Source organism: Leucobacter celer subsp. astrifaciens, from assembly GCF_001273835.1.
Lineage (GTDB): Bacteria > Actinomycetota > Actinomycetes > Actinomycetales > Microbacteriaceae > Leucobacter > Leucobacter celer.
On record NZ_JHEI01000144.1, the window covers coordinates 105,195 to 128,067 of the forward strand.

Sequence of the window (22,873 nt, forward strand, 5' to 3'; positions counted from 1 at the left end):
CGATGTCCATCACACCCCCGTCCGTCGAGGTCCCTCGACGGATCCTCGATCCCGATCAGCTGCTGCGGTCGGGACGCCTGCAGTCGCTGCCCGCCAGCCGGATCTCGGCCGGGCGCAGCCTGCTCGAGAAGATGCAGCAGGAGGGATGGACGTTCGAGCGCGTGCACTTCGACGTCGATGCGCGAGCCGAGGGCGAGGCCCTGTATCGGGTGCACGCGGCGGCGGGCCGGGTGTTCGACTTCGTGATCTTCAGCTTCGAGCCGACGCTCGACGGGCGCACGGGCCGGATCACCGGCCAGAACTGGGACATGATGGGGGCCCTCATCGAGGGGCCGACGACGGCGGCGGATCGGGCGACCACGCGCGAGGAACTGCCGAAGCTCTACGCGGGCCGCGCGGTGCCCGGCACCCTCACGTGGGCGCGCTCGAACCGCAGCTTCCGCGCGTTCAACCACACGGTCGACGCGCTGGTCGAGGGCCGGCAACCCGACACCCGTGAGCTCTGGGAGGTCGGGTACCTCATGCGCAACACCGGGCTGGACGGCAACGGGACCTTCCTCACTCGCTCCTTCCTCACGCTCGAGGCCGACCACCCGTTGCGGCTGCCGCTGCACGCGCAGCTGCTGTCCGCGTTCATCATGCGCGAGTTCGCGTCCGACCTCGTCGAGACCATGGCGAAGCACCGCAACCCCGAGGCGGCGGTGCTCGACCGCGAACTCCGACGCATGATCGGCATCGGCAACGGCTCGGCGCTGGGGCTGCTCTTCTTCGTGAACACCCACCCGATGCTCGTCGGCACCTGGCTCGAACAGCGCCAGACCCTGCTGGCCGAGGCGACGCTGATCCCGCTGCGTCCGGGAGAGGCCTCGTACGAGGAGTACCTCGAGCTGCTGCGGCGCGCGGCCGAGTTCGCCCGGGTCGATCCGTACGTGTACGCGCGATTCGACGACCCCCACCGCGTCGCGGTGCACCTCGACGACGCCGTCGTCGAGCTCGAGGCTCTCGCGGCGCGCGGCGCGACGACCGGGGCGGAGCTCCTCGGGCGCCTCGAAGGGCGGATCGGTGACGAGGCCTGGGAACTCGTCGCCGCGAACCTGCTCGAGCTGCTGCCCTACGAGCGGGTGGTCGAGGCGCTCGAGGGCGGCATCCGCTCCGAGCAGTTCGTCTGCGACGCGACTATGACGCTCTCCGAACTCCGCGAGATCATCGATCGCGACTACACCTGGGCGCTCGGGACCGACATGGACGCCCCGGGCGCGCGGCACTACGTCTGGTACAAGTCGGCCGACGCCGAGGAGCCTCGACGTGGACCGGCCGCCGAGGTCCAGGGAGGCCGCAACTGGGCGCTCGACCTCCCGACCGAGCTGCAGGCCGTCGCAGCGGCGCTGCAGGAGACGAATGCGGGGTACGTGGGCGAGCTGTTGCGCGAACGCCCCGATCTCCGGGCGGCCGTCGAGCGCATCCAGTCGCTGCGCGGATTCCGCTACCACTCGCCGCACATCAACATGCTCTCGGACGAGTTCGTCCCCGTCTCCATCGTGCGCTTCATGAACTCTGCCGTCCACGGCCTGCTGCGCACGGTGGACGAGGGCGACGACCGCAACGTCCTCGGGCTCATCTACCTCGGCGCACCCACGGCTGCCGACCTGAACGAGGGCCTCGAGATCGAGACCCGCTACCCCCAGATGCCCGCGACCACGATCGGAGCCGCACGATGACGGAGAGGATGCGGGCGTCCGCCCGCGAGATGCGACACATGGTGGGACGCTACCTGCACTCCAGGGGGTGCCCGGGGTACGCGGTCAATGCCGTGCGCGACGCCATCATGGCGGCTCAGGCCGAGGGCTTCGACGCCGTGACGGAGATGGAGCGCGTCCGAGCGAGCTACCCGGAGGCGCGGACGAGCTTCATCGTCGGCCGCGTCGGCGAGCGCCTCGTGCTCGACGGCGACGCGACGCCGGCCCTGCTCCTCGCCCCGGCGCTCATCGACGAGCTGGCGCTCGCCGCGTCGGCGGGCGATTCCTCGGCCGTCGTCCGAAACGTGCGCGGCATCGACATGTTCGCCGCGCTCGGCGAGTACGCCGCCGTGCGCGGCGTCGCGTTCCGGATCGGTCCTGCGAGCGGAGCCGCCGGAGACAGCGGCGAATCCGCGACGGTCGCCTTCGAACGCACGCCGGCGACCCCCGTATCGCCGGCGGATTCCGCTGCGGGACCGGCGATGCAGAGGATCCTGCTCGACGGCTACGAGCTGGACGCCGACCAGTTCTGGCGGCTCTTCCACGAGTCGAATGAAGCGCTCACCCCCGACTCCGAGATCTCGCGCCGCCACGCGGGTTCGCAGCTCTACGACGAGCAGGGCAACCTGCTCGGCGAGGTGAGCGAGGAGACCTACCTGCATCTGCGCCGCGAGGCGGGGAACTCTCCGCAGGCGGTGCTCGCATGAGCGGCGGGCCGGTGATCGACGGACTGCAGTGCGGGCGCTACGACCGCGGGCTGCTCGAGCGGATGCGCGACGGCGGGCTGCGTGCGGCCACCATCACGGCCTCCTTCTGGGAGGACGCGCTCGAGACCATGGACGCGCTCGCGAAGTGGAACGACCTCGTGCGCGAGCACTCCGACCTCGCGCTCATCGCGAGGAGCGGCGCCGATATCGATAACGCGGTGGCGAGCGACCGGATCGCGATCGTGCTCGGCACGCAGAACTCGTCGCTGTTCAACGATCGGCTCGGCTTCATCGAGCACTTCTGGAACATGGGGGTGCGCATCGTGCAGCTCACCTACAACATCCAGAACGCCATCGGCGCCTCCTGCTACGAGCCGACCGACACGGGTCTCTCGCGCTTCGGGCACGAGGTGGTCGAGGAGATGAACCGCGTCGGCATGATCGTCGATCTCTCGCACGTCGGCGAGCGCACCTCGCTCGAGGCGATCGAGGCGTCGACACGGCCCGTCGCGATCAACCACGCGAACGCGCGCTCGATCTACGACCACGCGCGGAACAAGGGCGACGACGTGCTGCGCGCGCTCGTCGCCGGTGGCGGCGTGCTGGGCGTCTGCACGTACAACAACATCGCGGGCGAGTATGCGGCGACCCTCGACGGCTCCGCCGACCTCATCGCGAAGCACGTGGATCTGCTCGGGATCGACCACGTGGCCTACGGTTCGGACCTCGATCCGAACGCGCCGACCGACAACCTCGCCTGGATGCGCAACGGTCGGTGGAGCCGGCGCACCCAGCACGGCGCTGCGCGGCCCGACATCGCGCCGCCGCCCGAAGCCTGGATCGACAACTTCGACTTCCACAAGTTCGGCGAGGTGCGCGATCGGCTCGTCGAGCGGGGCCTGCTGACCGCCGACGAAGCGCAGCAGGTGTTCTTCGGCAACTGGAAGCGGATGTACGACGAGGGGTTCGTGCCGATGAGCGAGATGGACTCCCCGACGAAGGAGCACGACGCATGAGCGCGGTGACACGGCATCCCGAGGATGCGAACGGCGCGCTGTCCTCCGACATCACCGTGGCGCACGGCACCGCCTACGTCACGGTCATCCCGGTCGACGCCGACGGCGTACTCGTCGATGGCATCGAGGCGCAGTCGGAGATCGTCATCGCTAACCTCGAGGAGGAACTCGCGAAGGTCGGTGCGAGGCTCGCCGATGTCGCGCACCTGACGATCTACCTGCGCGATCTCGCGGAGAACCGCGGGGCGTTCAACGAGGTCTATGCGCGGCGCTTCGGCGGCGTGGTGCCCGTGCGCTGCGCCGTCGGCGTCGCCGAGCTCGCGCGGCCGACGATGCTCGTCGAGCTGACGGCGGTCGCCGCGGTTCCGTCCGCGTAGTCTCCGCGAGCCGCAGCACGCAGCGTCCATCCCCGTCATTCTGCGCGCAGCCGCAGAATCCGCAGCGGTGCGGCGGCAGGGCCGAGCCGATCCCGCACTGGAGCGTGTCGGAGGGTACTGGCACACTGGAAGCATGCACGAGAGAGCGGGACGGCCGGCGCAGCAGCAGGATCTCATCGACGTCGACGCGCTGCTCGCGGCGTACACCGAGGTGGTGCCGGATCCCGCCGATCCGGCGCAGCGCGTCGTGTTCGGCACCTCCGGGCACCGGGGATCCTCGTTGAAGGGATCCTTCAACGAGGCGCACATCGTCGCGATCAGCGCGGCCATCGCGGAGTACCGCACGGCGCAGGGGATCCGCGGCCCGCTGTTCATCGGAGCCGACACGCACGCCCTCTCCTCCCCGGCCGAGCACACGGCTCGCGAGGTGCTCTCGGCGGCCGGCGTGCACGTGCTGGCGAAGTCCGGCAGCGGCGACGAGCTGTTCGTACCGACGCCGGCCGTGAGCCACGCGATCCTCACGCACAATCGGGATCGCACCGCCGACGATCCGCACCGCGCCGACGGCATCGTCGTCACCCCCAGCCACAATCCGCCGGCCGACGGCGGCTTCAAGTACAACCCCCCGCACGGCGGCCCGGCCGACGGCGAGGCGACCGACTGGATCGCGGCGCGTGCCAACGAACTGCTGGCGAGCGGCACCGATGCGATCCCGCGTGCGGGGATCGCTCAAGCGGGATCGCATCGCGATTCCGCGCGATCTTCGCTGGCGCCACTGCGCCAGGAGGACGGCATCGGCGGGGTTCCCGTGGGGCGCTACGACTTCCTCGGCGAGTACGTCGAGTCGCTCGGCGAGGTCATCGACCTCGGCGCGATCCGCGAGGCCGGGGTGCGCATGGCGGCGCACCCGCTCGGCGGAGCGAGCGCCGCCTACTGGGCGGCGATCCGGGATCGCCACGGTCTCGACCTCACGGTGCTGGGTCCGGGGGTGGATCCGCAGTGGGGGTTCATGCACCTCGACTGGGACGGCAGGATCCGCATGGACCCCTCGTCTCGGCACGTCATGTCGACCGTCGAGGAGTACCAGCGGCTGTACCCGATCGTGACGGGCAACGACGCCGACGCCGACCGGCACGGCATCGTCACCGCCGACGGCGGTCTCATGAACCCCAACCACTACCTCGCGGTGGCGATCGACTACCTGCTCGCGCACCGGCCAGGCTGGTCGGCCGGCGCCGGAGTGGGCAAGACCCTCGTGTCGTCGGCGCTCATCGACCGCGTGGTCGCCTCGCACGGCCGGGAGCTGCTCGAGGTGCCGGTCGGGTTCAAGTGGTTCGTCCCCGGCCTCTCGAACGGCAGCCTCGTCTTCGGCGGCGAGGAGAGCGCCGGGGCCTCGTTCCAGCGCTTCGACGGCACCGCTTGGAGCACCGACAAGGACGGCATCCTGCTCGCGCTCCTCGCCGCCGAGATCCAGGCCGTCACCGGGCAGTCCCCGTCCGAGCGCTACCGCGAGCTGACCGACCGCTTCGGCGAACCCGCCTACGCCCGCGTCGATGCGGCCGCCACGCCGGAGCAGAAGGCCCGGCTCGGAGCGCTCTCGCCCGACGACGTGACCGACACCGAGCTGGCCGGCGATCCGATCACCGCGATCCTCACGACGGCGCCGGGCAACGGCGCCCCCATCGGCGGGCTCAAGGTGCAGACCGAGCACGCCTGGTTCGCGGCGCGTCCCTCCGGCACCGAGGACGTCATGAAGATCTACGCCGAGTCGTTCCGGGGTCCGGAGCACCTGGCCGAGGTGCAGCAGGCGGCGCAGGAGCTCGTGGCGCGCGTGCTCGCCCCCGCCGGCTGACCGCCGCTGGCTGACCGCCGCTGGCTGACCGCCGCTGGCTGAGCGCCGCCGGCTGAGCGCCGCCGGCTGAGCGCCGGCAGTGACCGTCGATTGAGCGAGCGTCAGCGAGCGCTGTGCTGAGCGAGGCGAAGCCGAGTCGAAATATCGAAATCGAACGGGTTTCGACTCGCAGGCTCGCTCAACCGGCGACGGCGTCGGCAGCGGTAGCCTTGATCCATGCCCGAGACGCCTGCCGCCACCCGCCGCTACTCCTACCTGGGGCCGGCCGGAACCTTTACCGAGGCGGCGCTCAAGCAGGTGCCGGAGGCCGCCGGCCACGAGTGGAACCCCGTCACCAACCTCGGCGAGGCGCTCGGCGACGTGGTGTCGGGGTTCAGCGACGCGGCGATGATCGCGATCGAGAACTCGATCGACGGCGGCGTGACCGTGGCGCAGGACGCCCTGGCCACGATCCCGGGCCTGCGGATCGTCGGCGAGTACCTGGTGCCGGTGCGCTTCGTGCTCGTGGCGCGGCCCGGCACGCGGCTCGAGGACATCGCGGTGGTCACGGGGCACCCCGTCGCCTACGGCCAGTGCCGGGCCTGGCTCGACGATCAGGTGCCGCGGCACCGCCACCTCCCCGCCACCTCCAACGTGCAGGCGGCGGCCGACCTCTTCGACCCCGAGAAGAGCATCGACGCGGCGATCGCGCCTCCCGGAATCGAGGCGCACTACGACGTCGAGGTGCTCGCCGAGGGCATCGCCGAGAACCCCGACGCCGTCACCCGCTTCGTGCTCGTCAGCCGCACGGTGCCGGTGGGGGAGCCGACCGGGGCGGACAAGACCTCGCTCATCGTCGAGCTGCCCGAGGATCGCGCGGGCGCGCTGCTCGAGCTGCTCGAGCAGTTCGCGACCCGCGGCGTCAACCTCACGCTGCTCGCGTCGCGCCCCATCGGCGATCGCATGGGTCGATATCGCTTCGTCATCGACGCCGAGGGGCACGTCAAGGACGAGCGGGTGGCCGACGCCCTGCTCGGGGTGAAGCGCTTCAGCCCGCGCGTCGTGTTCCTCGGCTCCTACCCGCGAGCCGACCGGATCGCGGCGACGATCCGTGACGCGCACGACGACGAGACGTTCCGCGACGCCCGCGATTGGCTGCGCGGGGTCCTCGAAGGCACTCCCGACGGCGAGGTGTGACGGCCCGATTCAGAGCCTGGGCGACCACTCGGGGAGCACCCGCACGGTGAGCGCGCCGGGATCCACCTCGCCCTTCGCCGCCAGCGCGAGGCCGAAATCGTCGCCGTCGAGCTGGATGGGCTCCGGCTTGGGCACCGCGAGCGCGTATCGGGTGGCGCGCGTGTAGCTGACGCTCTTCGTGTCGTTGACCAGGTCGATGATGCGACGCCCGGTCCGCGTCTTGCGCAGCACGCCGTTCTCCCAGCCGATCTTGTTCCAGATGCGCAGCCACGAGAACGGGCCGAGCGGTCGCAGCGCCACTACATCGAGCTTGCCGTCGTCGATCTCGGCGTCCGGGATCAGCAGCACGCCGCCGGGCATCAGGCCGCAGTTGCCGATCATCACCGTGTACACGGAGAGCGGCTTCACCGGTGAATCGTCGACCGAGTAGTGGATCTGCAGCGGGCGGTCGGTGAGCATGGTGCGCATGCCGGCATCGACGTAGGCCAGCCAGCCCAGCCGCTTCTTGAGGGTGGCCTTCGTCGCGGAGATGGCCCGCGCGTCGAGTCCCATCCCCGCGAGCACGAGGAAGACGTGCTCGTCCTCCGAGGCGTCCTCCCGCACGATCTTGAGGACGCCCAGATCGATGTGACGATTGGAGCCGAAGAACGCCGCCCGTACGCTCTCGTCGAGCCTGCCCAGCGGCACCCCGAGATTGCGGGCGAGCAGGTTGCCGGTGCCCTGCGGCACGATGGTGAGGGGGATCCCGCTGCTCCGCAGCGCCTCGGAGACGGCGCGGACCGTGCCGTCTCCGCCGCTGGCCAGCACGACGTTCGCGCCATCGGCGATCGCTCGACGGGTCGCCGAGATCCCGGCGTCGGCCTCCTCGGTCTCGTACCAGCGCGTCGGAGCCCAGCCCGACTGCCGCTCCTGCAGCGCGACCGCGGTGCGCAGTGCCGCGAGATCGGTTTTGTGCGGATGGTAGACCACGGCGGCGCTCGGCAGCTGACGCGCGGGGGTGCTGGGCATGGGATACAGCGTAGCGGCCGCCGTTCGTGCAGGAGATGCACGCTCATGCAGGACCGGAACGGCGAAACGCTCCTGCACGATCGTGGATCTCCTGCGCGAGCGGCGGCCCTGCGGCGGCACAGCGGCAGGGCGCGGCACAGACGGGCACCGCTAAGCTGGGAATCGTGATCGATCCAGTACTGCTCCGCAACGATCCCGAGGCCGTCAAGCGCTCCCAGCGCGCGCGAGGAAACGACGAGACGGTGGTGGACGAGGCGCTCGCCGCCGACACCGCTCGCCGCTCGGCGCTGACCGAGTTCGAGACCCTGCGCGCCGAGCAGAAGGAGTTCGGCGGGCGCGTGAAGACCGCTCCCAAGGACGAGAAGCCGGCGCTCATCGCGCAGGCGCAGCAGCTCGCGGCGTCGGTGAAGGCCGCGGAGGCCCGCGCCAAGGAGGCCGAGGCCGGGTTCGACGCGCTCGCGATGCGCATCGAGAACATCGTCGTCGAGGGGGTGCCCGCCGGCGGCGAGGAGAACTTCGTGACGCTGCGCGAGGTCGGGTCGAAGCCCGAGTTCGACTTCGAGGCGCGAGACCACCTGGAGCTGGGCGAGTTGCTGGGCGCCATCGACATGGAGCGCGGCGCGAAGGTGTCTGGCGCACGGTTCTACTTCCTGCGCGGCGTGGGTGCACGACTCGAGCTGGCGCTCATGAACCTGGCGCTGGATCGTGCGCTCGCGCACGGCTTCACGCCGCTCATCACGCCCACACTCGTGAAGCCCGAGATCATGCAGGGCACGGGCTTCCTGGGGGAGCACGCCGACGAGGTCTATCATCTGCCGGCTCAGGATCTGTTCCTCACCGGCACGAGCGAGGTGGCGCTCGCCGGCTACCACGCCGACGAGATCATCGATCTCTCACGGGGGCCGATCCGCTACGCGGGCTGGTCGACGTGCTATCGCAGCGAGGCGGGATCCCACGGCAAGGACACCCGCGGCATTCTGCGCGTGCACCAGTTCAACAAGCTGGAGATGTTCGTCTACACCGACCCGGCGGAGGCCGAGGCGGAGCACGACCGCCTGGTCGCCTGGCAGGAGGAGATGCTGCAGTCGCTCGGACTCCACTACCGCGTGATCGACGTGGCCGCGGGGGATCTCGGGTCGAGCGCCGCGCGCAAGTTCGACATCGAGGCCTGGGTCCCCACCCAGGGCGCCTACCGCGAGCTCACCTCCACGAGCAACTGCACCACCTACCAGTCGCGCCGCCTCGCCACCCGCTTCCGCACCGAGACGGGCAAGACCGCCCCGGTAGCGACGCTCAACGGCACGCTCGCGACCACGCGCTGGTTGGTGGCGATCCTCGAGACGCATCAGCGCGCCGACGGCAGCGTCACCGTTCCCGAAGCGCTGCGGCCCTACCTGGGCGGCCTCGAGACGCTGACCCCGGAGGCCTGAGCGCATGGCGAATCGCGTTCCGATCGAGCAGCGGCATCTCATCGCGCTCGACCTCGACGGCACGGTGCTGCACCACGGCTTCACCGGCGCCGGCGACGATCCCGAGTCCGGTCACATCGATCCCGAGCTCGGCGACGCGATCCGCTCGCTGCACGAGGCCGGTCACGAAGTGGTCATCGCGACCGGGCGCTCGGTCGATGCGACGCTGCCCATCGTCGAGAAGCTGCGGATCCGCCCCGAGTGGATCGTCGCGGCGAACGGTGCGGTGACGCTGCGCCGCGACCCGCTCGCGCATCGCGCCTACCGCCGCGAGTACGTCGAGGCCTTCGACCCGAGCGACGCGCTCGTCAAGATCCGCACGCAGCTGCTCACCGCGCGCTTCGCCGTCGAACTCGCCGACGGCGGCTTCCTGTACACCGATACGATTCCCACCGGCACGCTGCCGTCGCAGCAGCGCCGCGTGCGATTCGAGGAGTTGCTCGGCGTGCAGGCCTCGCGCGTGGTCGTGGTGTCGCCGGATCACCGCCTCGAGGAGTTCCTCGATGCCGTGGAGACGCTGGGGCTGACGCACGTCTCGTACGCGGTGGGCAGCACCTCGTGGCTCGATATCGCGCCGGACGGGGTGACCAAGGCGAGCGCGCTCGAGGTGGTCGCCGAGAAGGCCGGGATCGATGCCTCGCGAGTGTTCGCGGCCGGAGACGGGCGCAACGACATCGACATGCTGCGCTGGGCGGCACGCCGGGGAGACTCCGTGGCGATGGGCCAGGCCGTGCCGGAGGTGCAGGCCGCGGCCGGCCGAGTCACCGGCACGATCGAGGAGGTCGGACTGCTCACCGCACTGCGCGATCGCTTCGCCTGGCTGTAGCCCCGCGAGGAGACGCGACTCTGCTCCGGCCGGGGCCGCCTCCGGCGCTCGACCGGGGGAGCGTGTTACGAACAGAGACCCGGGTGGCGGGATGAGGGTACTTCGCGGCATAACATGTCCTTATGTCTTCCATTCTTGAGATTTCGCATTTGAGAACGTTTCTGGCGATCTCGGAATATGGCGGATTCGGTCGCGCAGCAACAGCATTGCATCTGAGCCAGCCCGCCGTGAGTCAGCATGTGCGCCAACTCGAGCGACGCCTCGGGCAGCCGCTCGTCGACCGTGAGGGGCGTCGAACCCGGTTCACGCAGGCGGGAGAATCGCTCCTGCTCGAGGCCAGACGGATTCTCTCTGCGCATGACGAGGCCCTCTCCCGGCTCAACGCCGGCCCGACTCCGCAGGTCATGATCGGATCGTCTGAAACAGCTGCCGAGCAGATCCTCCCCGACCTGCTGCGGACGATCAAGGAGGCCTACCCCGGATACCAGGTGCAGTTCACCATCGACCGGTCGACACAGGTCGGCGAGGCCATCGGCCGGGGCGAGCTCGATCTCGCTGTGGTGCTCGGATTCGGCACGGAGACCGTCGGAACCCAGGTCGGCAGTCTACCGCTCCAGTGGTATGCGGCTCCCGACTGGCTCGCGCCGACACCGGGAGGACCGATCGCGCTGATCGCCTACGTCGAACCGTGCGGCATGCGGCAGCGCGCGTTGCAGGAATTGAATCAGGCGGGCTACCAGGTCGAGATCGCAGTCGAATCAGCAAGTCTCGAGGGCGTCATCGCAGCGGCTCGAGCCGGCCTCGGCGTCGCGGTGCTCCCCGCAGCGGGCCTGACCCCTCCCAATGGACTCGAGGTGCGGAGCTCCCTGCCGGGACTCGGCGAGATCGGAGTGAACCTCGCCGCGAGACGCGGGGTCGACGGCGGCCTCGAGGAGACGGCACGCGAGGCCTTGACCGATTTCTTCTCAGGACATCGATTCCAGAAGCTGCGGGCCGTCTCCGCTTGAGCCGCTCGTGTCAGGCCGCGACCGAGCGGAGAATGCTCTCGACGTCGCGAGTCCCGGGTGGCTCCCCGGCCCGGAAGGAGACGGCGAGCGCCTCTTGCACCGCTGCATTCAGGGGTGCTTCCAGGCCGTGCAACCGCGCGATGAGCGCGATCTCCCCATTGAGATAATCCGCCTCCTGGCCTCGGGCGTCGCCGCGGGCGAAGCTCTGCCAGGTCGACATTCCCGGCGGCTCATCGGGTGCCTTGCGCACGATGAAGCCGGAGTCGTCGACGGTCCGCTCCTCGGGGCCTGCGAAGTCTATCGCTGCGGCCGTCAGCACCTCGCGCGCCTCGGAGACGAGCGCGTCGCGCAGACGGGCGGTCGTCTCGGGCGAACCGCCGAAGACATCCACCGCGTTCTTCACGTTGAAAAGCAGCTTCGCCGCCTTCCACCTGCCGATGTCCTCGGTCGTCTGCACCGCATACCCTGAACGACGCAGATCCTCGGCGACCGTTTCGGCGAGCGCAGAAGGGCCACCGGGGAACGCGCCGAGCATGAAGACTCCCGGCGTCGGTGCCGATCGTACGGAGACATGCCCTGGCTCGATGAAGAGCGCTGCCTGGTTCAGCGATGCGCCCAGGACTCGAGGGAATCGGCGCAGGGCCCACCGCTCCGACTCCAGCCCGTTCTGCAGCGTCACGGCGGGCAACTGCGATGCCACGCCGCCTTCCGACACCGGTCGCCATGCCCAATCTCCCAGCGCGGCGTCGAGATCCTGCGCCTTCGGGGTGAATATGAGCACGTCGTCGCGCCGAAGCTCCGTCTCGGCATCCGAGGTGGTGACTGCGAGCCTGAGCGTGTCACGGCGATCGGGTCGTTGATACACCAGCCCCGATCGCCGCAGCACTTCGGCCTGTCTTCCACGGGCGACGAGGAGATAGGGCTGTCCGTGCAGGTGGAACTGCGCAGCCAGGGAGGCGCCCGTGGCTCCGGCGCCGATGATCACGTAGCGGGTCACGAGAGATCCTTTCCGAGCAATGCGACGGGTCTCAGTCGATCGAGTTCGCGGCGACCGACCGCGACACGAGCCAGGTCGAGCTGCGGTGGGTGCACTCGTGCGAGAAGCACGTCACGCAGGTGGCGCTCGAGTGGGAGCGCGCGCGAGAGCGCCGGGTTTCCGAGTGCCGCGATCGCGGTCTGCACAGCCGCGATCGCCGACTCCGCGATGAGGGGCTTCGCGATCCGAGTGCGCTCGACCGCTACGGGATCCCCGAGATCGGCGCGGGCGGTCAGACCGATGAGCAGTTCCTCGGCCTGCACGAGATGGCCCTCGATCTCGCCCGCGATCGAGCGGATCCGTTCGGTCTCCGCGATCGGCGTGCCGAGCGCGGAGGGGACCCGGCCCCAGGCGAAATCGGCGAAGGCTCGCTGCGCCGCGCGTGCGACCCCCACGTAGATCGCGACGTGGAAGAGGCTCGACGGACCGCCCCGGCCGACGGGATCCACGTATCTGCCGTCGACGTAGGGGATCTCGGTGAAATGGTCGAGCGGCACCTCGACGTCCGTGTACACGACGTCGTTCGTCGCACTGCCCCGGAGCCCCAGATGGTCCCAGGTCTCGATGACCTCGATCCCGGGATGGCGGGCGGGCACCAGGACATGCCCGACGCGGGTCGCGTCCTCGTCGGTACGCACCCAGACCGAGTGATAGTCGAGATGGCGGCTTCCGGTGACATACGCCTTGCGCCCCGAGACCGCCCAGCCGTGCGCGGTCCTTCGAGCCACGGTCTTGGGCAGCCCGCCGCGGGCTGGGGCGCCGAGCTCGGGTTCGGCGCGGGCCGAGTTGAGGTTGACCGGCCCGGCGGCGAGCAACTCGTCGAATCGGTCGGAGAGTCCCGCCGGCCAGGAATCCGTGAGGGAGAACTTGTGCGCGGCGTGAATGGTGTTGACGAGGACGAGACCGGCTGCCGGGTCACCCTCGGACACCGCCTGGATCAGCCGCACCAGCTCCAGGTTGGACGCGGCGGGATCCGTCGCGAAGATGGCGTGATAGACCCCTTCCTCGTGCAGCCGTCCGAGCGTTCTGGTGGGAAAACGCGACTCACGATCGTTGGTTTCGGCATCCTCCGTCGCGATCCGTGTGAGCTCGCGCAGCCGTTCGACGTCGAACAGCGAGGCCCGAGGGGCGACGACGACGGGGCTCATGCGCGCACCTCTCGGTGAGGACGGACTCCGGCACCGATTCCGAGCTGCTCGCGGAAGGTCTCTCCGGTGTACTCGGTCCGGAACCTGCCGCGACGTTGGAGTTCGGGGACGAGCCCCTCCACGATCGAGGTGATGCCCCGCGGGTTGGACTCGACATTGAAGGCGAAGCCGTCCGAGGCGTCCGCGTCGACCCACTCGAGCAGGTCGTCCGCCACCTGTTCCGGAGTTCCGATGACGACCCGGTGGCCCGCCAAGAAATTGTTGAGCAGCACGTCATGGGTCGTGAGGTCCTTGTCCCGCGCCTCTTGCACCAGATTGCCGCGCTGCTGCCGGTCGTACGGGCTCGCGTGCTCGACCTCGATCTCCGAGTAGGGCAGGGGGCGGGAGAGATCGAGCAGCGTCGACGGCACCCCGAGCCGTTCGGCGAGGGCCTCCCGCAGATAGTCGAGGTCGAGCTGCTCATCCAGTTCGCGCTTCACGCGGAAGGCCTCGGCCTCGGTGGAGGCCACGATCGGAAGGAGGCCAGGCAGGATGACGATGTCGTCGGGGTCGCGTCCGGCCGCCGCGGTGTGGCGTCTCACGTTCGCGGTGAACTCCCGGCCCGATGCGATCGTGCGGTGCTTCGTGAAGAGCGCGTCCGCCCAGCGGGCGCCGAACTCCTGGCTCTGCGGCGACGCACCCGCTTGGACGATCACCGGCTTGTTCCCCCGGTACCGCGGGAGCGAGTGCACTCCGGCGCTCGTGAAATGGGTGCCCCGGAAGTCGATCGGTCGCGCCGCATCGACGTCGAGATACCGGAGATCGGACGGATCGGCCACGATCGCCCGCTCCGGGAGGGACTCCCACAGCTCGTGCACGATCGTCAGAAACTCCTCCGCGCGTGCGTACTTCGTATCGCGGTCGTCGACACCGTCGATGCCGAGGATGTCGAGCGCCGCTGCGTTCTGACTCGTGATCACGTTCCATCCGGCTCGGCCCCGGCTGAGATGGTCGAGGGAGAGGATGTCGCGCGCGACCTGATACGGCGATCCGTAGGTCGCGTTGATGGTGGGGATCAGGCCGATCCGCTCCGTGGCGACGGCGATCGCGGAGAAGACCACCGTGGGATCGAGCGCGCGCCAGGGACGACGCGGAGGATCCGAGAGGTTCAAGCCGCCGTAGCTGTCCGGCATGAACACGGCATCGAGCTTACCGGCTTCGGCGATCTGCGCGTTCTGCACGAGCCGGTCGATGTCGGTCGAGAGTTCGGCCGGGCGATCCTGCTGCGTCCAGGCGGCATCGTGGATCCCGGAGGGGATGAGATTGAAGACAAGACGTATGGGCTTCTTCGTGGAGGGCAATTCGGGCCTTTCGAGGTGTGCCGGTGGTGGTGCTCTCGAACGCTATGACACCCCGTATACGGGTGTCCAAGCAGGAACCACGATGCCGAATCATCAGCGGGATCGATGGATCGCCCGCCAGGCGGCGACAGGGCTCCGTCGGCCGTTGAGGCCGATCCGGACGGAGCGGGGCCGGTAACAGAACGCAACCTTGCCGCCCGCCGGAGCGCGCTCCCCAGATCCGTTCCCGGCTCGGATTCGAGACGGCGCCTCGGGATTCCGGGTCATCACGACTGTGGATCGCTCGGCATATCGTTTCGTGCTTGGACATGATGCGAACCGCTCCCGTACGTTCTCAACGTGTCAGGGGCGGCGCCGACGAGCCGGCCCTCATCGATTCCGTCATTCACCCGAACAGGAGATCGCCATGCCGAACCCGAAGCCCCTCGTCTTCAGCGCGTTCAACATGTTGGCGCCCTCGCACCACGACCACGGCCAGTGGGCGAACCCGCGGAGCCGTCAACTGCAGTACACGGATCCGCGCTACTGGATCCACGTCGCGCAGACGCTCGAACGGGCGCGATTCGACCTGCTCTTCTTCGCCGATGTGCTCGCGCCCTACGAGACGGTCGACGGCACAGGTGATCTGGCGCTGTCGACCGGGTTGCAGGCGCCCGTCCTCGATGCGGCGAGCATCGTCTCGCTGCTCGCCGGGAGCACCGAGGAACTCTCGTTCGCGTTCACCCAGAACGTACTGCAGGAGCCCCCGTACTCCTTCGCGCGAAAGATCACCACCCTCGATCATCTGAGCGGCGGCCGCCTGGGGTGGAACGTGGTGACCGGCTCGATCGCCGGGACCGGCCGGAACCTCGGATACGGGGGCCTGCCCGCTCGGGAGGATCGCTATGCGCGCGCTGAGGAATACCTCGATGTGGTGTACCGCCTCTGGGAGCAGAGCTGGGATGAGGAAGCGGTGCTGCGCGACCGGAAGAGCGGCAGGTACGCCGACCCGTCGCTCATCCGTGCGATCGGACACACCGGGGAGTTCTTCGACGTGCCCGGTCGTCACGTTTCGGAACCGTCCCCGCAGCGCACACCGGTGATCTTCACGGCAGGCGCTTCCGACCGGTTCGCCGCGTTCGCCGGAACCCACGCCGAGGGTGTGTTCTCCTCGATCGAGGTCGGTGACCCGGCGCAGAACGTCGCGCGGATCCGCGCCGGTGCCGAGCGTGCGGGGCGGAACCCCGCCGATCTGAAGATCTTCACGAAGTTCGCCTTCGTGCTCGGCAGCACCGAGGCGGAGGCCCGCGCCCTCGACGACGAACTCGCGGAGTTCAGATCGCCCGAGTCGCTGCTGGTGAAGCTCGCCGAGAGCGCCGGTGCTGAGCTGGCGTGGATCCCCTGGCGCGCGAAGCTCTCGCAACTCCTCGAACGGCACGGAGAGGAGCGTCTCGGCGGGCTGCGTGCTCGGCTCGAGCGCGCACCCGACCACGACTGGACGTTCGAGGAGTATGTGCGCTGGACCGGTCGGCAGCATACGGTCGGCACGCCTGAGCAGATCGCAGATGCGATCGAGCGTTGGCGCGACGTCGGCGTCGACGGACTCAACGTCCACTACCTCATCTCGCCCGGCTCCTGGGAGGACTTCGCCGACCACCTGTCCCCGGTGCTCACCGAGCGAGGACTGCTGCGCGGCGAGCACGAGGGTCAGGGCACGCTCCGCGAGCGCCTGTTCGGGCGCTCCAGACTCGATGAAGGCCACCCCGCCCGCGCTCGTCGGCTCGTCGGCTCATCCTGAACCACTCAACCATCGTCAAGATCAGAAAGTACGGAAACATGACATACACAGTCCGGAGCGCCGCGCTCCTCGTCGCGGCATCCGCGTCTCTCGTCGCTCTCGCCGCGTGCTCGAGCGGCGCGCCCGCGGAGTCGGGCTCGGATACGAACGGGGGAGGCGGCGTGCTGCGATTCGGCGACAAGGTCGTCGACTGCGCGGACCCCCACCAGCGGGGCAACAACCCTTCGAGTTACCAGTTGAAGCCGGTGACGGACAGTCTGCTCGCGCAGGATCCGGAGACCGGCGAGTACCTCCCTTGGCTCGCGAGCGAGTACGCGGTGAACGACGACGCGACGGAGTTCCTGTTCACGATCAGAGAGGGCGTGACCTTCAGCGACGGCACCGACCTCACACCCGAGGCGGTCGCGACCAGTCTCAACGCCATTGCGGAGGAGCTCGGTGCGGCTGCCTCGCTGCCGATCGGATATCTCAATGATTACGAGACGGCAGCAGCGACCGACGAGCACACGGTCACGGTCACCTTCTCCTCGCCAAACATCGCCTTCCTCCAGGGCACGGCGACCACGAATCTCGGGATCGTCTCCGAGGCCTCCGCCGCGCTGTCGGCCGAGGAGCGCTGCGCGCAGGGCGTCATCGGCACCGGCCCCTTCGTCATCGACAGCTTCACGCCCGGCGAATCGCTGGTCTACTCCAGCCGTGAGGATTACGCCTGGGGCAACCCGCTGGCCGAGAACCAGGGTGCTGCGTATCTCGCCGGCCTCGAGATCGTCAGCATCCAGGACACCGCGGTGCTCGCGGACAGTCTGCTGAGCGGTCAGATCGACGCCTACTCGGTCGCACTCGCGCAGGATGTCGATCGCATCGAAGCCGGCGGCGGCAAGGTGTATACGACGACCAACGGCGGTTACCCGGTGACGCTGGTGCCGAACCTGCAGCATCCGGTGCTGGGCGACCCGGCTGTGCGCGACGCGCTGCAGATCGGTATCGACCGCGAGTCCGCAGTCGCCGGCGTGATCGGAGACTGGTTCGTACCCTCGACCTCGGCCCTCAGCCATGTGACGGTGGGGTATGAGGATCTGAGCGATCGGCTCGTCTACGATTCCGAGGGCGCGGAGCGGATCCTCGAGGAGGCCGGCTGGATCGTCGGTACGGACGGGATCCGCGAGAAGGACGGTCAGCGGCTCTCCTTCGATATCACGGGCGAGTTCAGCTGGAACAGCAGCCCGGACATCGCGGCGGTGCTCAAGGAGCAGCTCGCCGAGATCGGCGTCGAGGTGACGATCAACCTGCTTCCCACGGGGCAGCAGCAGGCGGTCTACGACGCCGGTGAGCAGGGTGTCCGCTGGGCCAACGGCTACACGCCGGAGCCCGACACGCTCCGCGCGGTGCTCGGATTCGCAGACGGGAACTGGAACCACCGCACGGAGTCCTCCGAGATCGACGAGCTTCTCGACCGGCAGGTGCAGCTTGCGGATGTCGCCGAGCGCAACGAGGTGCTGGCCGAGATCCAGGCCGAGATCATCGATGAGGGCTACCTGATCCCGATCTACGACTGGGCGCAGTCCTTCGTCGTGTCGAGCAAGGTGGGCGGGAGCATCCAGCTGCCCTTCCTCTCCGGCCCCGGACCTCTGTACACCGACATCACCCTCGAGAACTAGGCCGCCAAGATGCACGAGCCCGCGAAACGGCTGCTGCTGCGCCTCGCGCAGGGAGTCCTCGTCGTGTGGGGCGCGTTCACGGTCTCGTTCATCGTGCTCTACCTCATTCCCGGGGACAGCGTGAGCGTCCTGCTCGGCGGAGACGGAGGTACCTACGTGGACCCCGCCGAGCAGGAGGCCTTGCGCGCTTCGCTGGGGCTGGACCGTCCGTTCCTGCTGCAGTACTTCGACGTGCTGCAGCAGTATCTCCGTCTCGACCTCGGCGAATCGGTGCGCTACGGCGCGCCAGTCACCCAGCTCTTGGCCGAGGCCATCCCCTCCACGATCGCACTGACGCTCGCGGCCATGGCGCTCGCGATCGTGTTCGGGATCGCATTCGCCGTCCTCGTCACCTTCCGGCCGCGATCGGGGGCCGCACGGCTCTTCCGGATCCTCCCTGCCTTCGGCACCGCCGTGCCGACCTTCTGGATCGCGTTGATCCTGCTGCAGCTCTTCTCCTTCAGGTGGAGCCTCTTCCCCGTCGCGGGCGATGACGGGTGGCGCTCGCTCGTGCTGCCGGCGGTGACGATCGCGGTGCCGTACGCCTCTCTCATCGCTCAGGTCACGATCGACGGCATCGCGAGGTCCCGAGGCGAACTGTACGTCGAGACCGCTGTGGCGAAGGGCGTGTCGAGCGCCCGGGTCCACCTCCGGCATGTGCTCCCCAGTTCGCTCCTGCCGACCATCAGCGTCATCGGAGTGAACTTCGGCACGCTGCTCGCAGGGGCCGTCGTCTCCGAGACGATCTTCTCGAGGCAGGGGATCGGCGCGCTCATGCAATCGTCGGTCCTGCAGCGCGACCTGCCGCTCGTGCAGGCGATCATCGTCGTCACGGCGGTCGCCTTCGTGCTGGTGAACCTCGTCACCGACTCCGTCTACCCGATCGTCGACCCGAGAGTGAGGGCATCGCGATGACCGCAGTGATCGAAGAGGCGCGCAGCGGCGCAGACGTCGACCGTCCCCCTGCAACACCCGCGCCCGGTGAGCCGGGGCATCCACCTGCCCGAACGGGCCGTCGCCGTCGTCGGAGGCGCGGTATCGGTCTCGTGGTGCCGCTGGCGGTGCTCGCCATCGCCGTGCTCGCCGCGCTCATGCCCGAGTGGTTCACGACGAAGTCGCCCTACGAGCTGTTCTCGGATCACAAGCTGCAGGGACCTTCGTCCGAGCACCCGTTCGGCACCGACAACCTCGGTCGCGACGTGTACACCCGTGTGATCTACGGTGCGCGCATCTCGCTCGTGGCCAGCCTGTTCGCACTCGGGATCTCCTGCATCGGCGGGAGCGTGCTGGGGCTCGCTGCCGGTTCCATCGGCGGGCGCGCAGACGCCGTCATCATGCGGGTGACCGATCTTCTCATGTCGGTGCCGAGCCTCATGATGTCCCTGGCGATCGTCGCCGCGCTCGGGTTCGGCACGCAGAACGTCGCGCTCGCCGTCGGTCTGGCCGGGATCGCGCCATTCGCCCGACTGATGCGCTCGAGTGTGATCGTGACCGCGCAGGCCCCCTTCGTCGAGGCGGGACGCCTTGCGGGCAGAGGTCCATTCTCGAACCTCATCCACCATGTGCTGCCGAACGCATTCTCCCCGGTCGCGGCCTATGCCGCGCTCGAGTTCGGTGCGAGCATCATCGCGATCTCCTCGCTGAGCTTTCTCGGCTTGGGGGTCATCCCGCCCGAGCCCGAGTGGGGAGCGCTCATGGCCGAGGGACGAGGGTTCCTCAGCACGGCATGGTGGATGACCACCTTCCCCGGGATCGCCGTGACCGCTGTCGTGGTGGCGGCGAACGGGATCTACCTGCACTTTCAACGTTTGACGAAGGAGGGAACGTGACCCCCGTTCCGCCCACCCCGCGATCCGTACTCGCGATCGACCGTCTGTCCGTGGACTACCGTCTTCCGACGGGATCCGAGAATCGCGCCGTCGCGGAGGCCTCTCTGACCGTGGGCTCAGGGGAGTTCGTCGCGCTCGTCGGGGAATCGGGATCGGGCAAGAGCACGCTCGCAAAGGCCGTGGTGGGGCAATTGCCCGCGAGTGCGAGGATCGCGGCCGGGAGCAGCATCTCCATCGGTGCGCAGGAGATCGTCGGGGCCCCGGAGCGCACGCTGCGCGCGCTCCGAGGAGCTGCGATCGGTTTCGTTCCGCAGGATCCCCGGCGGGGGCTGCACCCCCTGCAGCGGATCGGTGCGCAGATCGTGGAGGCGCTGCGCGCGCACCGGCCGCTGAGTCGTGCCGCTGCCCGCGTGCGAGCCGAGCAACTGCTCGAACAGGTCGGGATCTCCGAACCCCGGCGGCGCGCGAATCAGTACCCCCACGAGTTCTCAGGCGGAATGCTGCAGCGCGTCCTGATCGCGATAGCGGTTGCCGGGGAACCGAGACTCATCGTCGCCGATGAGCCGACAAGCGCGCTCGATGCGACGGTGCAGCGGCAGATCCTCGACCTGCTCCGCTCGCTGTCGTCCGGGCAGGATCGCGGCCTCCTGCTCATCACGCACGATCTCTCCGTGGCGTCCCGGTACTCCGACACGTCGTACGTGATGCGGCACGGCCGCATCATCGAGAACGGTGCTACGTCCACGGTGTTCGAGTACCCGCGGGAGGAGTACACGCGGGCGCTGATCCGGGCCTCGCCCCGGATCCGCCGGGCCGAGCCGGTCCCCGCACGGCACGTCGAGGTTCCGAACGAGTCCGTACTGCTGCGCGCGGAGGCCATCAGCCGACGGGTGCCGGCGCGTGCGGAGGGATCGTGGAGACGTACGGAGACGACCCTCGTCGAAGACGTGTCGTTCGCGCTTCGCCGAGGCTCGACGCTCGCCCTGGTCGGCGAGTCCGGTGCGGGCAAGACGACCGTCGGTCGATTGGCGCTCGACCTGGATCCGCTCAGCGACGGAGAGATCGTCTTCGCGGGCGATCGCCTCAGCGCTCAGGACCGGGAGGCGCGGCGCGAGTTCCGCAGGCGCACACAGCTGATCCCTCAGAGCGCCGCGGTCACATTCGATCCGAGGTACACGGTCGCCGAGGTGATCGGCGAACCCATCCGGGCGAACGGAGGCTCGGCCGCTGCAGCGGCCGGGAGGGTGAGCCTCCTCCTCGAGGAAGTCGGTCTGCCCGCGGCGTTCGCCGACCGCAGTCCGTTGGAGCTGTCGGGCGGGCAGCAGCAGCGCGTAGCGATCGCGCGCGCGCTGAGTCTCGAGCCGCACCTGCTCGTGTGCGACGAACCGACCAGTGCGCTCGATGTAACGGTGCAGGCGACGATCGTCTCGCTGCTGCGCCGGCTGCAGCGGGAGCACGACATCGGAATGCTGTTCATCTCGCACGATCTCGCGCTCGTCAGCGAGATCGCGGATGAGGTCGTGGTGCTGCAGCACGGTCGCGTCGTGGAGTCGGGGAGCACGGCCGCGGTCCTGCAGCAGCCGCTCGCCGAGTACACCCGTGAGCTGGTCGCCGCAGCGCAGCCGGCACCGGCGCCCTGATCGCCGGCGCGCTCGCAGCGGGTGCGGGTGCCGGGACAGAACCCGTGACTCAGGGATCGATACCGGTGGCGACCGGCAGCTCCTCGTGATTCGACCATTGCGACCAGGAGCCCGGGAAGAGTGCGCCCTCGAAGCCCGCAAGCGCGAGCCCGACGAGATTGTGCGCGGCGGTCACGCCCGAACCGCAGTAGACGCCGACGGACCGGGTGCGATCGACGCCGAGTTCCGCGAAACGGTCCCGCAGCTCGTCGACGGGGCGGAACCGGCCCGAGTCATCGAGATTTTCGCCGGTGGGGGCGTTCAGGGCACCGGGGATGTGCCCCGCGCGAGGGTCGACGGGTTCTTCGAGCCCCTGGTACCGTTCCGGCGCCCGCGCATCGAGGAGTGCGCCCCCCGCGGCCACGAAGCTCGTCACCTGGTCGAGGTCGATGACCGGAAGATGCCCTGAGCCGAGCGTCACGTCGCCCGTCACGACCTCCGGAACTCCGGTCTCGACCGGGAACCCGGCCGAGACCCACGCAGGCAGCGCTCCGTCGAGCAGGCGCACGCGAGCGAACCCGGCGTTCCGCAGCACCCACCACACGCGTGCCGACGCGTAGTTGCCTCCTCCGTCGTAGGCCACCACCTGGTCCTGCTCGCGAATACCCCAGGACCGTGCTGCTCGCTGGAGATGATCGGGATCCGGAAGGGGGTGTCGGCCGTCGCGCGGGGACTTGTGCTCGGCGAGTTCGGTATCGAGGTCGACGTACACGGCTCCGGGGATGTGCGTCTCGGCGAAGGCCGCCCGGCCGTCAGGCTGCGGGAGCGTCCAGCGCACGTCGAGCAGGCGCGTGCGGGGCGCATCGGCGGGCAGATCGCGTTCGGCGCGCAACTGCGCTGCGAGGTCCTGTGCGGTGATGAGAATCGAATCACGGTTCGTCATGATTCGGACTATATCCCCCGCCGGTTCGGAATGCAGGCGCCGGTGCGTTGATGACGGCGCGTGACCGTCTTCCGGCAGGCGATATGGGGCGAGGATCGGCGTGATCATTGGCCATCGCCGATTGATACCGATCGGCGATGGATGCCCATCGAGGGAACTTCTTGGACATCCGGGAGAAGCGATCCTAGTGTCGGAGATCGGATCGCTCGATGCGTGTCCGAGCAGATCAGGCGCTCCGCCCGCGAGCGCTGAAGAGAGGCCGTAGAGATGGCGCAGCCCGAGAAAGGTCGGCACGGGAGTGCGGCGACGT

19 protein-coding genes are annotated in these 22,873 nt (G+C 69.1%); 14 read left to right on the forward strand and 5 right to left on the reverse strand.

Annotated features, from left to right (window positions below):
• Window positions 1-2: 2 nt before the first annotated feature.
• From AMS65_RS15410 to pheA, 6 genes are all read left to right on the forward strand, one after another.
• The gene (locus tag AMS65_RS15410; protein ID WP_053385061.1) at window positions 3-1,718 is read left to right on the forward strand and encodes a hypothetical protein; all 1,716 of its coding nucleotides are present in this window, start codon (window positions 3-5) and stop codon (window positions 1,716-1,718) included.
• A complete protein-coding gene (locus AMS65_RS15415) occupies window positions 1,715-2,443 on the forward strand; it encodes a hypothetical protein (protein WP_157502345.1) in 729 nt (242 codons plus the stop codon). The genes AMS65_RS15410 and AMS65_RS15415 overlap by 4 nt, the downstream gene beginning before the upstream one ends.
• On the forward strand, window positions 2,440-3,459 hold the full coding sequence (locus tag AMS65_RS15420) for a dipeptidase (RefSeq protein ID WP_053385063.1): 1,020 nt from the start codon (window positions 2,440-2,442) through the stop codon (window positions 3,457-3,459). The genes AMS65_RS15415 and AMS65_RS15420 overlap by 4 nt, the downstream gene beginning before the upstream one ends.
• The gene (locus tag AMS65_RS15425) at window positions 3,456-3,836 is read left to right on the forward strand and encodes a RidA family protein (RefSeq protein ID WP_053385064.1); all 381 of its coding nucleotides are present in this window, start codon (window positions 3,456-3,458) and stop codon (window positions 3,834-3,836) included. Before AMS65_RS15420 ends, AMS65_RS15425 begins: the two co-directional genes overlap by 4 nt.
• A gap of 133 nt (window positions 3,837-3,969) precedes the next feature.
• Complete coding sequence (gene pgm, locus AMS65_RS15430; RefSeq protein WP_053385065.1) at window positions 3,970-5,688, forward strand: phosphoglucomutase (alpha-D-glucose-1,6-bisphosphate-dependent); 1,719 nt, start codon at window positions 3,970-3,972, stop codon at window positions 5,686-5,688.
• A gap of 216 nt (window positions 5,689-5,904) precedes the next feature.
• On the forward strand, window positions 5,905-6,864 hold the full coding sequence (pheA, locus tag AMS65_RS15435; protein WP_053385066.1) for a prephenate dehydratase: 960 nt from the start codon (window positions 5,905-5,907) through the stop codon (window positions 6,862-6,864).
• Between the two features lie 9 nt (window positions 6,865-6,873).
• Here pheA and AMS65_RS15440 read toward each other — a convergent pair whose 3' ends face one another.
• Window positions 6,874-7,872: a diacylglycerol/lipid kinase family protein gene (locus AMS65_RS15440; protein WP_053385067.1), complete on the reverse strand. Its 999-nt coding sequence runs from the start codon at window positions 7,870-7,872 to the stop codon at window positions 6,874-6,876.
• A gap of 164 nt (window positions 7,873-8,036) precedes the next feature.
• On the opposite strand from AMS65_RS15440, the gene serS reads away from it, so the two are divergent.
• The 3 genes from serS to AMS65_RS15455 all read left to right on the forward strand — a co-directional run bounded on the left by serS (window position 8,037) and on the right by AMS65_RS15455 (window position 11,174).
• Window positions 8,037-9,302 (forward strand): serine--tRNA ligase, encoded by a 1,266-nt coding sequence (serS, locus tag AMS65_RS15445; RefSeq protein WP_053385068.1) that lies wholly within the window; start codon window positions 8,037-8,039, stop codon window positions 9,300-9,302.
• A gap of 4 nt (window positions 9,303-9,306) precedes the next feature.
• Window positions 9,307-10,167: an HAD family hydrolase gene (locus AMS65_RS15450; RefSeq protein ID WP_053385069.1), complete on the forward strand. Its 861-nt coding sequence runs from the start codon at window positions 9,307-9,309 to the stop codon at window positions 10,165-10,167.
• Between the two features lie 122 nt (window positions 10,168-10,289).
• On the forward strand, window positions 10,290-11,174 hold the full coding sequence (locus tag AMS65_RS15455; RefSeq protein WP_053385070.1) for a LysR family transcriptional regulator: 885 nt from the start codon (window positions 10,290-10,292) through the stop codon (window positions 11,172-11,174).
• 10 nt (window positions 11,175-11,184) lie between these two features.
• On the opposite strand, the gene AMS65_RS15460 is transcribed toward AMS65_RS15455, so the two are convergent.
• From AMS65_RS15460 to AMS65_RS15470, 3 genes are read right to left on the reverse strand one after another with little or no spacing between them, the layout of a single operon-like run.
• Window positions 11,185-12,171, reverse strand: coding sequence for a ketopantoate reductase family protein (locus AMS65_RS15460; protein ID WP_053385071.1), 987 nt, complete (start codon window positions 12,169-12,171; stop codon window positions 11,185-11,187).
• Complete coding sequence (locus AMS65_RS15465; protein ID WP_053385072.1) at window positions 12,168-13,358, reverse strand: acyl-CoA dehydrogenase family protein; 1,191 nt, start codon at window positions 13,356-13,358, stop codon at window positions 12,168-12,170. The genes AMS65_RS15460 and AMS65_RS15465 overlap by 4 nt, the downstream gene beginning before the upstream one ends.
• Window positions 13,355-14,698, reverse strand: a complete 1,344-nt coding sequence (locus AMS65_RS15470; RefSeq protein WP_053385073.1) for an NtaA/DmoA family FMN-dependent monooxygenase — start codon at window positions 14,696-14,698, stop codon at window positions 13,355-13,357. The genes AMS65_RS15465 and AMS65_RS15470 overlap by 4 nt, the downstream gene beginning before the upstream one ends.
• A 406-nt stretch (window positions 14,699-15,104) precedes the next feature.
• Between AMS65_RS15470 and AMS65_RS15475 the strand changes: the two genes are divergently transcribed.
• Genes AMS65_RS15475 through AMS65_RS15495 form a run of 5 tightly spaced genes read left to right on the forward strand, consistent with a single transcriptional unit; the run spans window position 15,105 to window position 21,641 of the window.
• Window positions 15,105-16,475, forward strand: coding sequence for an NtaA/DmoA family FMN-dependent monooxygenase (locus tag AMS65_RS15475; RefSeq protein ID WP_053385074.1), 1,371 nt, complete (start codon window positions 15,105-15,107; stop codon window positions 16,473-16,475).
• A gap of 38 nt (window positions 16,476-16,513) precedes the next feature.
• Window positions 16,514-18,133 (forward strand): ABC transporter substrate-binding protein, encoded by a 1,620-nt coding sequence (locus tag AMS65_RS15480; RefSeq protein ID WP_053385075.1) that lies wholly within the window; start codon window positions 16,514-16,516, stop codon window positions 18,131-18,133.
• A 9-nt stretch (window positions 18,134-18,142) separates the two neighbouring features.
• Window positions 18,143-19,087 (forward strand): ABC transporter permease, encoded by a 945-nt coding sequence (locus AMS65_RS15485; protein ID WP_053385076.1) that lies wholly within the window; start codon window positions 18,143-18,145, stop codon window positions 19,085-19,087.
• Window positions 19,084-20,001, forward strand: coding sequence for an ABC transporter permease (locus AMS65_RS15490; protein ID WP_083451761.1), 918 nt, complete (start codon window positions 19,084-19,086; stop codon window positions 19,999-20,001). The genes AMS65_RS15485 and AMS65_RS15490 overlap by 4 nt, the downstream gene beginning before the upstream one ends.
• Entirely contained in the window at window positions 19,998-21,641 is a 1,644-nt protein-coding gene (locus AMS65_RS15495; RefSeq protein ID WP_053385077.1) for an ATP-binding cassette domain-containing protein, read from the forward strand. Before AMS65_RS15490 ends, AMS65_RS15495 begins: the two co-directional genes overlap by 4 nt.
• Window positions 21,642-21,690: 49 nt before the next feature.
• Here the strand turns inward: AMS65_RS15495 and AMS65_RS15500 are convergent, their stop codons facing one another.
• A complete protein-coding gene (locus AMS65_RS15500) occupies window positions 21,691-22,563 on the reverse strand; it encodes a sulfurtransferase (protein ID WP_053385078.1) in 873 nt (290 codons plus the stop codon).
• Window positions 22,564-22,873: the final 310 nt, after the last annotated feature.